The sequence below is a fragment of the Tenacibaculum sp. 47A_GOM-205m genome (assembly GCF_000518405.1).
GTDB classification, from domain to species: Bacteria; Bacteroidota; Bacteroidia; order Flavobacteriales; family Flavobacteriaceae; genus Polaribacter; species Polaribacter lutimaris.
In genome coordinates this window covers 305,809-320,259 of the sequence record NZ_JADN01000007.1, presented here as the reverse complement: position 1 = coordinate 320,259, position 14,451 = coordinate 305,809, and the positions used below count along the sequence as shown (strand labels likewise).

The window sequence follows — 14,451 nt, the reverse complement described above, 5'->3', positions numbered from 1 at the left end:
CTAATTTAGCAAAAATAACCGAAAGGAAAATCCGTGAGGGTGAGGGGTTTAGTAAGTTGGAGAGAGCTAGCTATTAATTATACATGTTGTTGTTAGTAGTGCTTTTTACTAAATATGTTTTGTCTAATTCTTTAGCTATTCCGATTGCTTCTTTCACAACCTCTTTAGGGTAATCATTAATTTCAAGTATTCTAATGGCGTTTCTATTTTTTAGTTTTCCTTCTTTCAGTTTGTAATCAAAACCAATACTATTAGCATTGACTGTTTCGCTAAAATGGTATAATTCATATTCGTCTGAAAGCATATCTGTCAATTCTATGTCGTGAGTTGAAACCAATACTTTATTATTATTCTTTGATAAAGCAGATAATACAGATTTTCCAGCAGAAATGCGCTCTACGGTATTTGTACCCTTAAATATTTCATCTAAAAGAAAGAGATTTTTATTTCCGTTTTCACGCTCTTCAAGCATTTCCTTGATGGTTAAAACTTCTTCAAAATAATAACTTTTATCGTTCATCAAATCATCACTTATTCGAATAGCCGAAAACACTTTTAATAAAGGAAGAGTCATTGATTTTGCAAAACAAGTATTAATTGTAAGTCCAGTTATTACATTCAGTCCAATAGCACGAATAAAAGAAGTTTTTCCAGACATATTTGAGCCTGTAAGAAGTATCGATTTTTCAGCTATTTCAATACTGTTAGTTGTACAATTAAAAATTAAAGGATGACTAATGTCTTTGGTAATAATTTTATCTCCATCATTAATAATTGGCAAACAAAATGTTGCAAGCCCATTTCTTAAAGATGTTATGGAAATTAGTGTATCAATATGCCCAACAAATTTAAAAACGCTTTCTATATCGCTTCTTTTCGTATTAAGCCTTTTTAAAACACCAAATAACAATAAAGGCTCAAGCAAAAACATTGTTTTAAAAATCTCAAATATAAACCAAGCTATGATTTCAAATTCTCCTTGAAGTTTGGCTTCGAGTGAGAAAAAAGACATTCTATTTTTAACTTCATTTATTAGTTTAATTGACTTTGGTAAATCAGGATTCAATTTTTTAAATAATGAGTTGGTAAATAAATGTGATGCAACATTATTAAGTTTTAAAAGCTGTGGAATTGAGCCTACATATTGAACTAAATTATTCTTATTCCAATAATGAAGCACAAAATTTATGCAAAAGACACCTAATAAAACTATGAAAAAGATAGGATTGAAAAAGCCTAAAATTAGTGACACTAAACTAGCAAACGACAAAAATTTTATTGCAAAAAACCATTTTGGTGGATTAAGATGCTCTTCTTGAAATAAAGTAGATATATAATACGCATCTTTATGTTTTAACTTTTCAAGTTTGTTTTGAACTGAAATTCTTAATTCAGGGTTTTCGGATAATTCCTTTATTATTTCTTCGTTTAGCTTGGTTTGCTTTTCATTTGCTTGTATTGTTCGAAGATTATTGTAAAAGTATTGTTGACCAACTTTAGAATGAGTTCGATCAAGAAACATAAACAAATCATCAAAATCCAAGTCGTTACAAGTTTTGTCTGATAATACTTGATATGCTTTTGAATTATCTTTCTTTCTGAAGTATTTTTCAATGGAATCAAAGTCAAAAGAGTCATTTTTTAGATTTCCAAATGATTCTTTTAATCTTTTATTTAACTCTTTTTTTCGGTTGAATTTTACTTGAGAAAAAGTGTATTTAATTTGAAATATTATGTCTTTAATCATTAAATAATTAGTGTGTAATTTTTATTTAATGTTACAAAATATTTTTAGATTATTATTCATCTGGTGAATTTTAATGAAGTGCTTTTACATTACTACAACGTCTTTTTATTTATTCGGTCAACTAAAAATCCAATTCCGATTGAACTTGGAATTGTTATCCAGCCATAAAATAATAAACTTACTCCTGTCATTACAATTCCGTAAATTAGCATTTCCCAAATTTGAGTAGGTGGGTCTCCTAAAGAACCTATACAATTCCCAGTAGTCCAATAACAAATATTCATTCCTATACTCAGCAAAATCCAACATAGATAATGTGAAACCGTTCCAGTTAAAAGTCCGATTAAAATTAGTTTTCCATTTCTATTTTCAGTTGATTTTTTAAAAATCAGTTTCCAAAAATAAAATCCACAGACAAAAGCTGAAATTGGCGCTCCAATTGCTAAAACCCAATAATCGTTTCCGATTGCAGAATACGCAATATAGATTCCGAGTAAAAGTCCGATAATTGAATTTAGTATTCCGAATTTGATTGCGTTTCTCATTTATCAAATGTTGCCAACAACGTACTCGTATAATCGTCAGTTACGGGTAAAAGTACTGAAAATATTCGGTTAAGGACGGATGTTAGCAATTACCGAGTGGATTCGGACGTAGTCGAATCCGCCGTAATTGCGGTTATACATTATTGTAAGCAGTTATTTAAATCGGTTTATATTCTTTTTGAAATAATTCTCAATATTCGGTTTCTGTTCAGTTTGTCTAAATCGGAAAATAGTATTTTCAGTTGTTGTTTTGTTGGTTCTATATTCGGTTTCATTTTCTATTACAAAACTTAAGTCAGATTTAATAACTCCATTCATTTCGTATAAATATGCTGAATTGAAAGAATCTTTTCCTGGTTTTTGCATTTCAATACTGTAAAACTGAATTTTAATTCTATCACTATTGATTTTAGCCAAACCTTTATTCCCAATGTCGTTTGGTTTAAATTCACAGATTCGTTTAGTTCGTTTTTCTTCTGAATTTTGAGATTCAAGCATTAATTCAATTGCCTTGTGTGCACTTTCGTAAGAGTTTTCAAAAGTTTTACCTTGCGCACAAGTGTAATTTGTTATTCCGTCAATTCCACGAATATTCACAACAAAGCCATCTTCATAAATAAAAAATGCAGAAAGACATTTAATTTTATCTCCTTGAATTTTGTCAAAACTTTGAGCTTCACGTTCTAATTCCGCAAAGTAATAACCATTCAGTTTTAAAGTTTTTTGAGGAATTTTATTATTCTCAAAATCAATTAGTTTATCCTTATGATGAGTCTTAAAAATTCCGCAAGAATTGAAAGTCAAAACCATTATAATTATCAGGAATATTCTATTTTTCACGGTTTTTATTTTAATTACAGCTAACGTTTTGTGTATGGTGCGTATCCCGAAGGGTATGCACTATACACTTTGTGGTGGGTAGTGTTTATACTTCGTTTTCCGTTTCTATTCCAATACTAAGTAATAAAGCATCATATTGCTCATTATCTTTTTCTTTGATTTTATCTAAAATGAATTTTGCTGTTTTTTTCATTTCAGGAATATCTATAGGGGTCATACTTCTTTCAAACAACCCTTCCAAATGCGAGAATTCATTATTGATTCTATCAGTCATTGCCGAAGCCTGTCTATTGTTCCCAAAAAACTTTGTCAGCTTTTCAATATCGCTATTAGCATTTGGGTATTTGTAATATAAAAAAGCTTCTAAGAATTTTCGAGTGTTATTTCCGAAGTTATAATACAAATTGTGTTGATTTTCATCTTCAGGATCTACAACTGAACACTTGTAAATTTGGTGGAAAAGAAAATTAAACTCTGTTACATAATCTTTCAAATATCTAGGCATTATAATAATCTTGCTGATTTCATTTTCCCTAGAAATTAAAAAATAGTTACACTGATTTTTATTCAAAGCACTTGGTAGTCGTTTCAAGTATTTTAGGAAATCAAGATTGTGCGTAGAAATGAATATTTGCTCAAATTCTTGTTTTGAAAAGATCTCAGCGTTAATTAGGCTGTAAACAAAAAATATATGATTACTATCCAAACTTGAAATTGGGTCATCTATCCAAATAATTGGTTTACTACCTTTCGTTTCGACATCTTCAAGCTTTGCCATAAAATAACAAAACGCAATAAGACTGCTTTCACCCTCACTCAAATGATGCGCTTTGATTCCATTACGTACAATTTCAAATTTTATTTTTTTACCACCAAAACTATCGGTTTCTTCTAAAGCTTTTAAAGATAGAAAGTCGTGTCCGAAAAAATTATTGAGATACTCATTTACTTTTAGTGCCCCTTTTTCTTCGTCCTTCATTAAACGTTCTTTATCCTCAATTTGATCAATCTGCTGTTTGATTTTCTCTTCTACAACTTGCTTATTTTGTGTTTCAATATCAGAAGTTGCCTTCAAAGATTGAATTCTTGCTATTGTATTGACATATTGAATATTTGTTGTAAAGTCATTGACTTCCCTCAATCGCAATAATCTTTTCGCCTCTGTCTGTTCTGTACCTAAAGAATTACTGTATTCGTTTGCTTGGGTTCTGAAAGTTTCAAACGATGTCCAACAATCTTCCAGTTGTTGACTGTAATCTGTGATATCATTATAATTTTTTGGATTCAGCAAATCGTCTTTACGCTCTTGAAGCTTTTCTTTGACAATATTTAATTCAATTTTTATGTTATCAATAGTTTGTTGCCTATTTGTGATCAAAGTGTCCAATTCGGAATGAAATTTTGAATAAAACACATTTTTGTTTATTTGAAGCTTTGAGTCAATATTCTGAATTGAATTTTCGGTTTCAGAAATTAATAAATCAATTTCCTTTTCTAACTTTTCAGATTCTTCATCAAAATGGCTATCCAGTTCTTTCCAACGCTCCAGTGATATATCGTTACCACAAAATGAACATTGCTCAAGTTTTTCTTTGTGTAGTTGACGTCCTTCTTTTACCCAACGATTGAGAATAGCATCTTTTAAGAGCTGCTCTATTTTATTGGAACTGCTGATTGACTTTGTTACAAGTTCTTTTGCCTTTATATTAAGTGTGGCTAATTCTAAATTTGGTTTAGAAATTTCTGGAATATCTGGATTTGCTCTCTCTTGAAGCAAATTAAGTTTTTGAGCTACTTCATCATCAGTTAACGGCTGAAAAGAAGCTTCTAAAACAGTTCCAATGTCGTTTTTTAACTTGTTAATATTGTAGTTTTGGTCACCATACTTAGCAGACTTGTACTTTATTCCGTTAGGATTGTTTGTTGCTTTAGAACTTAATTGGTCGTTTAAAGATTTATTTGCGGTCTGAAATGCTTGCAACGCAGTTTTAGCTGTTGCAGAAACATTTTTTAATTCAAGGTAAAATCCTGTTGCATCGATTTCTTCATCAATGTTTTCTTTTTCTCCTAATTCGTTTTTTAGTTCCTGAATTTCAGCTTCTATTGCAGCATTACCGCCAATTATTGCAAATGGTGCAATGCTTTCATCTGGATTTACTATAAAACGAAGATTAGCTTTTACAAAGTCTTCGTTAAAAACTCTGATTTTTTTCCCGTGTCCAGTTAAATTGTTAGGTGTGCTATCTGCAACATCTGTGATACTAACTTCAAATTGAGGATTCTCATACTTGTCGGATAAGTTACCGGTTTCTAATGCTCTAACAATACGAGAAAGGGTAGTTTTTCCCGAATAATTTCGACCATAAATAATATTGATTGGTTTAAAGAGAACAATATTGTTTCCTTTATCTCGAATGGTTGAATTCCAATCAAAATTTTGAAATACGGCAAGATTATTTATCGTTTTAAACTTTGTAATCATCTATTTTTATTGCTCGAGTTACATTACCCACAACGTGATTGTGTATGGTTAGTTGCGTTGGTTAAGCAATTAATTATACACGGTGTTGTGGTTAGTTTTTTATTCATTAAGTATTTCAGTCAGTTTAGGAAATTCTGTTTCCATTCTTTTCTCGTCCATTTTTCCATCATAGTCATTGTCTCCGTATTCAAGTCCAACAGCGATTAATCCTTCAATTTCATTTCGTTCCGATTTTGGTGTTTTTCTCAAAATATCTGCAAATTCGTTTTCTCCAATTCGGTAAATAATTTGAGTTAAAACGTATCCTAAATCATATGAGCTTGCAGCTCCACCATTCGGAAAGTTTGTTATTTCAATGATTGCATTTTTATCTTTTTTCAGAGCTTGGTTAATCAGATTTACCATTTTTCTATTTTCTGAAACAGATAGATGAACGAACAAAGTGTCGCCAATAATTATTCCGTCAATTTTTTCTTTTTTACAACTAATTATAGTTAAAATTAGAAAAATAAAAATGATGTTTTTTACCATAAATAAGGCTTTGCAAAATATAACCAACTACACCATAAAGTCCATAAGCAACTGAAAAAAAGTCCGATTATGAAGAATATCATTCGGAACCTTTTAATTCCGACTTTATTTTTTAGGTAATACCAGTCAAATAATTCCAATAAAATTCCTAGTGAATAAAAAATATTTGCTCCAATTCCCCAAATCAAAATTCCGATTGTGTCGTCTATTGTCCAAGAGTATTCTCCTCTTGAAAGTCCATCGTAAATTCCAAAAATTCCGAAAAGTCCAACAGCAACATTGTAAATCCATCTTTTGGATTCCCACCATTTAATGTTCGATTTTAGTTCTTCTATTGTCATTTTCTCAAATTAACCACAACTCGTTATATGCCAAACTTTAGTTGTTTTATCCGGAGAATAGTATGGGATATATAAAGTTTAAGCAATTTTATTTCTGTTTTTATAGCATTAGCAAGATAGAATAAAATTTGTAATTTAAAATAGTTTTTGAGTACAAATCATAAAAAAAAGACCACTTAAAAGTAGTCTTTTTAATTATAGAAGAGTTGGTATATTACTATTTTTCTTTTCTTAGTAAATAAGTCAAATAGGGTGTTTTTAAGTTAAAGGTGAACTCACGCAAGTTTAATGTGTCTTATTAAATTCAATAGGTTCTTTTTGAGAGTACATTTTTAATAATGTAATTTTTCCTTTAATATTATTCATAAATTGAATGTCAAATTGAGGGTTAAATACGTCTTTAAACTCTTTAGTAGGTTTTAAGAAAAAAGAATTATAGTTTAAATGCTCCAACAGAAATTTATAGGTAGGTAAAATAGCATATAGTTTATTCTTTTCTTTTACAATTTCTATCTTTCCAAACCCTTTAGCTTCATAAGTACCACAGAATGAATTTAAAGAATGGGTTGGCATTTTATCTTTATTAAATTGCTTATAAGGCATAGGCTTATATATTTCTTTTACTTTAACAGGATAGTTAGCTTCTGGGGTAATATTAAATAATCTTCTTGTAATAGTGTCCACTATCATATACGGTAAGAGAGAGTTATCTTGGTTGGTTAAAACCACAATTCCTATGTTTTCAAAAGGAAATAGTGCCAGATCTGAACTAAATCCGTAGGTATTTCCTCCATGTTCAACTCTAAAATGTCCGTAGCTAGATCGTAGACGCCATCCAAAGCCTTCTCCGAATAAAAAAGCGTCTTTTTCATAACTTCCTTCGTTACTATTTTGAAGAGTTGTTGCTTTCTTTATGTACTCTTTAGGAATGATTTGAGAGTTTTTATATACGCCGTTGTTTAACCAAGTTAACATCCAATTAGACATGTCATTTACAGTACTCTTAATAGCACCTGCAGCACTAATGGTGTTAAATTCTTCGAAGCTTACTCTCTCAATTTTTCCTTTATATATACCATAAGGTAAAGAGTAATTAGACGTTTTTTTCATTTTATCTAATATGATATATGAATTAGTCATTTCTAGTGGAGTAAATATCTTTTCTTTAATATTGGTTTCCCAACTATCTCCTGTAACTTGCTCAATAATTGTTCCTGCAAGGGTGTATGCCATATTACTATAGGCAAAACTATTTTTTACTTCAGCTTCAGGTTTTAAATTTTTGAGGCGCTGTACCATTTTTAATCTGTCTTTCTCTGGAAAGAAAATTTGTGTAGTTCCTTGATTTCCTATTCCGCTTTTATGGCTTAATAGGTCTTCAATGGTTATTAAATTGTTCATGGTGTCGTTATAAAACTCAAAATTTGGAAGATAAAATGCTGGTTTGCTTTTTAGAGATACCTGATTTTTAGATGCTAATATGCCTAAAACAGATCCTGTAAATGATTTAGTAACAGACCCAATAGGAAAAATAGTATTGGTAGTAACCGGTAGTTTATTTTCTAAATCTCTATAACCAAATCCTTTTGAGTATATCACTTTATCATTCTTAACTACAGCCACAGATACCCCGACTGCCTTGTATTTTTTCATTAATAGATTAATCTCACTTTCAATACCTTTTAGTTCTTTTGGTGTTTGTTGACTAAAGCAGAATTGAATAGATATTATTAATATCAGCGTGTTAATAAACTTCATGCTTGTACAATTTTAATTTGAGGCAAATATGAATTATCAAGTGTCTAAAAACGTCCGAGTAGAGAAAGTCGGACTCATTTTTATGATTAAAAAGAGTACAATTAAAAGTAAGACTAAGTTTAACCTCTTGATTTTCTGTATTGTGTTGGAGTTTGGTTTGTTGCTTTCTTAAAAGCACTATAAAATGAAGACTTAGAATTAAAACCTACTTCGTATAAGATTTCTAATACTGTAAGGTCTTTTTTAGAAGGGGCTTGTAGTAGTGTTTTTGCATCATTTATACGGTACTCATTTATAAAATCAAAAAAGTGTTTTCCTAAATGATGATTAATTAATAGCGATAATTCTTTTTCTGGAATCTTGGTTTTAACAGACAGTTTTTGCAAGGTTAATTCAAAATCTAAATACGGTTTTTTATCATTCATAAACGTGATGAGTGTTTCTAAGTACTGGCTTTCAACCTCGCTTTCTTTCGCACTTAATGCCTTAGTTTTCTTTTTTGAAGTAGCACTAAGTGGCTCTAAGTTTATGTTTATACCCGTAAAAAGTTGTGGATAGTACAACGCTTTTAACACAAAAAAGATAGTAATAGATAAAACCGAAAAACTTATTAATAGATTAATATTTAAAACGTATTCTTGATAGATAGAGTTGGATAAAAACCATCTTACCAATACAAATGAGTGAGCTATGCAAGAAAATAATGTAATTTGAAAAAGCCATTTATAAACGGCATAATTGGCGTTTGAATAGTTTTCAAGATAGATTGTTTTGTATTTTTTCAAAACTATAAATATGGCAATGATGTAACTAATAAATTGTATTTCACTGACTATTTCATAAAGTAATAAGCTCTGATTAGATGCATCCGTAATATAAAAAATGACTAAAAAAACGATAAATAAGAAGAAATGAATAGCATGCTTTTTTGTAATCTTAAAATTTGAATAACAAGCGGATAATACATAGAGATAGAACAAAGGTAATTGCAGTAGGCTAGAGGCTACTTTTAAATTTTGAATAGCAGGATATTGTAGAGTTTTGTTTGTAAATAAGCCTATTAAATCAAATGTAATAACCAGTAAGTAAATACCAAAAATTGTATTTGGCACTTTATTTTTTGTTTTAACAGTAAAAAGAAAAACAGAAAGAAGTATCATCATAAATACAATAATCTTTCCAATACTTTCAATAAGTTCTATTTTACTTTCCAATAGCCTTGTGTTTTTATGAGTAATCCCTCTGTACGCTACAAAAAGCAATATTTATATTTATTGTACAATCGTAGCCAAAGGTGGCTAATATAACAAAAAAGGTAATTAAACAGGTGTTTAAGAAGTAGAGGGTTAGAAAGGAGGAGAGTAGTAGTTTTATATTTATTGCACGTTGATTTTTTATCTAATCGCAACAGCAGTTTTTGTCGCTTTTAGCTTTTTCAAAGCATTCTCTTGCTTCTTTAAAGGCAAAGTAAGAAAGTCCAAGTGTTCCAATACTGTCTATGTAAGGAATATTAAACAATTCATAAACTACGCTACTCACAAGTAAAATTATAGACATATAAACACAGACCATTGTACAATTTGCATCGGCTAAAATTGGTACGGAATTAAGTTGATTACCAACCTTTCTTTTCCAAATTACCAATATCCACATTATTAGGATAGAAATTATAGAAATCACAACACCCCAAAAAGTTGTAAGTGGTTTATGTCCTGTCCAGATATTATAAATACTAGTTGCTACAAGTCCAAAAACCAATATATAAAAAGCAATTCCAGTAATTCTTAAAGCTGTTCGCTCAAAATCATCACGTTTACTATTAGGATTTTTTTGAATTCTTACTATCATATGGGCAATTCCAAGTCCTGAAATAACCTCTATAAAACTATCTGATCCAAAACCAAAAAGAGCAAGACTTTCATCTTCAAACCCTAAGTATGTTGAGATAATTCCTTCTACAATGTTATAGATTATTGTAAATATTGCAAGTCCAAATGCTATTTTATATAGTTTTTTGTTATCTGCCATTAAAATCTATTTTATTCTGTTTCTCAAGACTTTTACAACTTGACACTAAACAAACAATATAACAAAAAGATAGTTAAATATGGTTAACAAGTGCTTTTAACTGATATTACTACAAAAAAAGACTGCTTTTAAAGGGCAGTCTTTTGTATTATATATAATGTGTGTTTTTAATCTTCTTCTTGTCTACGTTCACAAGCTAATAAGGTGTTTTTTAATAGCATTGCAATTGTCATAGGTCCTACTCCGCCTGGTACAGGCGTAATGTAAGATGCTTTTTCTTTTACCTCATTAAAAGCTACGTCACCAACTAGTCTGAATCCATTCTTCTTAGAAGCATCAGCAACACGTGTAATTCCAACATCAATAATTACCACATCTTCTTTAACCATATCACCTTTTAAAAACTCAGGAATACCAATAGCAGCTACAATAATATCTGCTTTTTGAGTAATTTCTTTTAAGTTTTTAGTTCTACTATGTGTTAAGGTAACGGTAGCGTTTCCTACTTTTCTTTTTTGAGATAATAAAATACTCATCGGACTTCCTACAATATGACTACGTCCAATTACTACTACATCTTTACCAGAAGTTTCAATATTATAACGATCTAATAATTCTAAAATTCCGAAAGGAGTAGCCGAGATAAAGGTTGGAAGATTTAAGGTCATTTTACCAACATTCATTGGGTGAAAACCATCTACATCTTTATCAGGATCAATTGCCATTAAAACTTTTTGCTCGTCAATATGATCGGGTAGAGGAAGTTGTACGATAAAACCATCAATATCTTTATCGATATTTAAAATAGCAATTTCGTTTAATAATTCTTCTTCAGTAGTTTCTTCAGGAAGACGAAGTAAAGTAGATTCAAATCCAACACGCTCACAAGCTTTAACTTTTGCATTTACATAAGTTAAACTAGCACCATCGCTACCAACAATAACAGCTGCTAGGTGAGGAGTTTTCTTGTCATTTGCTTTTAATTCTGCTACTTCTAAAGCAATTTCTTCTTTAATGTCTGCTGATGTTTTTTTACCGTCTAGTAAAATCATTTTTAGTGTGTTGTGTGTTATTTAGTGTGTTGTTTTTAGTCTAAAAAAGAAAAAAGAGAAGCCGACAAAACTTCTCTTCTAAAATATTATCTCATGCCTTTCATCATTTGCATCATTTTTCTTCCGCCACCACCTTGCATCATCTTCATCATCTTGCTCATTTGGTCGAATTGTTTCATCAGCTGATTTACTTCTTGAACCGAAGTACCCGATCCTTTCGCAATCCTTTTTTTACGACTCGCATTAATCATAGAAGGTGTACTTCTTTCAGCAGGAGTCATAGAGTGTATAATAGCCTCAATTCCTTTAAATGCGTCATCATCAATATCAACATCTTTTAAGGCTTTACCCGCACCAGGAATCATTCCAACTAAATCTTTCATGCTACCCATCTTTTTGATTTGATTGATTTGATTTAAGAAATCATCAAAACCAAACTGATTTTTAGCAATCTTCTTTTGTAGTTTTCTAGCTTCTTCTTCATCGTATTGTTCTTGGGCACGTTCTACTAACGAAACAACGTCTCCCATACCTAAAATACGATCAGCCATACGACTTGGGTGGAATACATCAATTGCATCCATTTTTTCACCCGTACCGATAAATTTGATTGGTTTATCTACTACCGACTTAATCGATAAAGCAGCTCCACCACGAGTATCACCATCTAATTTGGTTAAAACAACTCCATCAAAATTCAATACATCGTTAAAAGCTTTGGCTGTATTTACCGCATCTTGCCCTGTCATAGAGTCAACCACGAATAAAGTTTCTTGTGGGCTTACCGCTTTGTGGATGTTAGAAATTTCCGTCATCATTTCTTCATCAACAGCTAAACGACCGGCGGTATCAATAATCACCACATTTTTACTGTTAGCTTTTGCATGCTTAATAGCATTTAAAGAAATTTCAACAGGATTTTGATTTCCTTCTTCTGCATATACCTCTACACCAATTTGTTCACCAACTACACGTAGCTGATTAATTGCCGCAGGACGATATACATCACACCCAACTAATAAAACCTGTTTTGATTTTTTAGTTTTAAGGTAGTTAGCTAATTTACCAGAAAAGGTTGTTTTACCTGAACCTTGTAAACCAGACATTAAAATAACTGTTGGCGAACCACCTAAGTTAATACCTACTGTATCACCACCCATTAATTCGGTTAACTCGTCTTTAACAAGTTTAACCATTAATTGTCCAGGGTTTAATGTAGTTAATACATCTTGACCTAAGGCTTTCTTTTGTACAGTTTTGGTAAACTCTTTTGCTATTTTAAAGTTAACATCGGCATCTAATAAAGCTCTACGAACTTCTTTTAGCGTTTCTGCAACGTTAACTTCGGTAATTTTTCCGTGTCCTTTTAGCGTATGTAACGCCTTATCTAACTTTTCGCTTAAATTATTAAACATGTATCGGCTTCATTTTTTAGAGGCACAAATTTAGTTATTAGTTGTTAGTTTTTAGCAATTTGTTGATAGAAATTTTTGGTAAAACCTTACTATTTATGATTGATTTTAATTATAAGTAGAGAATTAAAGAGGAAAACGTTTTTTTAAACTATAAATCATCCGTAAAATGTTTACGTTTTTTTCTTCAGGTGTCAAGAATTAAGAACAGGTTTCTATTTCTTAATTCTAAAGAGTAAAAGTAAAGCGGTTTTGTATCTAAAATCTTATTTCTTTGGAATAAATTCTAAAGCAACCCCATTAATACAATGACGTTTACCGGTGGTTTCTTTTGGTCCATCATCAAAAGAGTGACCTAAATGTCCACCACAATTAGCACATTTTAATTCTGTTCGTGCATATCCAAGTTTATAGTCGGTGTCTATCTCTACATTTCCTAAAATAGCTCTATCAAAAGATGGCCAACCACTACCTGAGTCGTATTTATTTTCAGATTTATAAAGCGGAGTTTTACAAGCAGCACACACATACACTCCTTTTTTATGATTAAAGTTTAAAGGGCTAGAATTAGGACGCTCAGTGCCTGATTCTCTTAGCACAAAATACTGCTGTGGTGTTAGTAACTTTTTCCATTCACTATTCGGTTTATTGATTTTATATTTTTTATGTTTCTGAGCGTTTGCAGAATATGATAAGAATAAAGCTAGTACGAATAGAAATATTATTTTTTTCATGATGGTTGTATAATAAAATCGACAATTTTAGAAGCTACTCTTACATCACGAAGAATTTTGGTGTGCCCTAATCCTTCAGTAATTAAAAGTGTTCCGTTCTGTAAGTTTTGACGAATTTCTATAGCACAACTTACATCCACATCGCCATCAAAAGAATCATGAACGACTAAAGTAGGAATATCTACATTTTTAGCTTTCACACTCGATGAGTGTAAATCGATATTGCGTTGCCATTTTTTATCAAAAAAACGTTTCATTTTGTGGGCTATAACTGGTTTTACTTGCAAATTCTTTGTAAAGTTTAAAATAACATCTGATATTTTATCTGCTGCTCCCACGGTAACCAATTTGTTTACAGTAAAACCTTCTGAAAATGCATTATACAAGCATACACCACCAAAGGAATGACCAATAGCTGCTTCAAAAGGTCCATATTGCTTGTCAATTTCAGCAATGGTTTCTAGAAAATCTGGCATTTCCGTTGTTTTCCCTGTAGATTTTCCATGTGCAGGACCGTCAAAAGAAATAACCATGTAGCCTTTTTCTAGTAACTTATCAGCAATCATATATAATTGTGTGCTTCTTCCAGCCCAACCATGTACCCACAATACTTTTTTAGCTGAGTATCCGTAAGATAATATTTGAATGTCTCTTGAAATAGCAGGAATATTTATAGTTTTAGTCTGAGCACTTTCGAACATTACTTTTTCTCTTTTGGGTATCGGAAAGCTAACAGGAGTTGTAAATAATTTTACTCCAAATTTTGTAGCTAAATTGTTAGAAATAGACTGTAAAACTTTAGCGGATAAAATAATTGGCTTTGGAATTTTAATACTGGGTAAAGCGTTTTTTGAATGTATAAAATTCATGAATTAGTTTTTTAGATAAAGATAGAATTTGTAGCTTTAAACTCATAATTTATTGCCAGTTTTGTGACAAATAAATTAATTTCGTGTCACAAAATATACAACCAAGAACATA

General features: G+C 30.8%; 13 protein-coding genes. All 13 read right to left on the bottom strand.

Translation table 11 applies throughout. From position 1 onward, the window contains the following. Positions 1–73: 73 nt before the first annotated feature. Positions 74–1,747: a DNA mismatch repair protein MutS gene (locus tag N534_RS14615; RefSeq protein ID WP_038005789.1), complete on the bottom strand. Its 1,674-nt coding sequence runs from the start codon at positions 1,745–1,747 to the stop codon at positions 74–76. Between the two features lie 92 nt (positions 1,748–1,839). Continuing rightward, the gene (locus tag N534_RS0108505) at positions 1,840–2,292 is read right to left on the bottom strand and encodes a hypothetical protein (RefSeq protein WP_028892085.1); all 453 of its coding nucleotides are present in this window, start codon (positions 2,290–2,292) and stop codon (positions 1,840–1,842) included. 153 nt (positions 2,293–2,445) lie between these two features. Continuing rightward, the gene (locus N534_RS0108500; protein ID WP_156025581.1) at positions 2,446–3,132 is read right to left on the bottom strand and encodes a hypothetical protein; all 687 of its coding nucleotides are present in this window, start codon (positions 3,130–3,132) and stop codon (positions 2,446–2,448) included. A gap of 85 nt (positions 3,133–3,217) precedes the next feature. Further along, the gene (locus N534_RS0108495; protein ID WP_028892083.1) at positions 3,218–5,614 is read right to left on the bottom strand and encodes an AAA family ATPase; all 2,397 of its coding nucleotides are present in this window, start codon (positions 5,612–5,614) and stop codon (positions 3,218–3,220) included. Between the two features lie 99 nt (positions 5,615–5,713). Then, positions 5,714–6,145: a hypothetical protein gene (locus tag N534_RS0108490; protein WP_028892082.1), complete on the bottom strand. Its 432-nt coding sequence runs from the start codon at positions 6,143–6,145 to the stop codon at positions 5,714–5,716. Continuing rightward, positions 6,139–6,486, bottom strand: a complete 348-nt coding sequence (locus tag N534_RS0108485) for a hypothetical protein (protein WP_028892081.1) — start codon at positions 6,484–6,486, stop codon at positions 6,139–6,141. Before N534_RS0108485 ends, N534_RS0108490 begins: the two co-directional genes overlap by 7 nt. Before the next feature lie 285 nt (positions 6,487–6,771). Continuing rightward, positions 6,772–8,244 carry a serine hydrolase gene (locus tag N534_RS0108480; protein WP_028892080.1) on the bottom strand — a complete coding sequence of 491 codons (1,473 nt, stop codon included), beginning with the start codon at positions 8,242–8,244 and terminating at the stop codon, positions 6,772–6,774. Positions 8,245–8,363: 119 nt separating this feature from the next. Beyond that, entirely contained in the window at positions 8,364–9,458 is a 1,095-nt protein-coding gene (locus N534_RS0108475) for an AraC family transcriptional regulator (protein ID WP_156025580.1), read from the bottom strand. 184 nt (positions 9,459–9,642) lie between these two features. Continuing rightward, the gene (locus N534_RS0108470) at positions 9,643–10,272 is read right to left on the bottom strand and encodes a cation transporter (protein WP_028892078.1); all 630 of its coding nucleotides are present in this window, start codon (positions 10,270–10,272) and stop codon (positions 9,643–9,645) included. A gap of 167 nt (positions 10,273–10,439) precedes the next feature. Then, positions 10,440–11,324, bottom strand: a complete 885-nt coding sequence (gene folD / locus N534_RS0108465) for a bifunctional methylenetetrahydrofolate dehydrogenase/methenyltetrahydrofolate cyclohydrolase FolD (RefSeq protein WP_028892077.1) — start codon at positions 11,322–11,324, stop codon at positions 10,440–10,442. Between the two features lie 86 nt (positions 11,325–11,410). After that, a complete protein-coding gene (gene ffh, locus N534_RS0108460) occupies positions 11,411–12,739 on the bottom strand; it encodes a signal recognition particle protein (RefSeq protein ID WP_028892076.1) in 1,329 nt (442 codons plus the stop codon). Positions 12,740–13,002: 263 nt separating this feature from the next. After that, the gene (gene msrB, locus N534_RS0108455) at positions 13,003–13,470 is read right to left on the bottom strand and encodes a peptide-methionine (R)-S-oxide reductase MsrB (RefSeq protein WP_028892075.1); all 468 of its coding nucleotides are present in this window, start codon (positions 13,468–13,470) and stop codon (positions 13,003–13,005) included. After that, positions 13,467–14,339 (bottom strand): alpha/beta hydrolase, encoded by an 873-nt coding sequence (locus N534_RS0108450; protein WP_028892074.1) that lies wholly within the window; start codon positions 14,337–14,339, stop codon positions 13,467–13,469. Before N534_RS0108450 ends, msrB begins: the two co-directional genes overlap by 4 nt. Positions 14,340–14,451 lie beyond the last annotated feature (112 nt).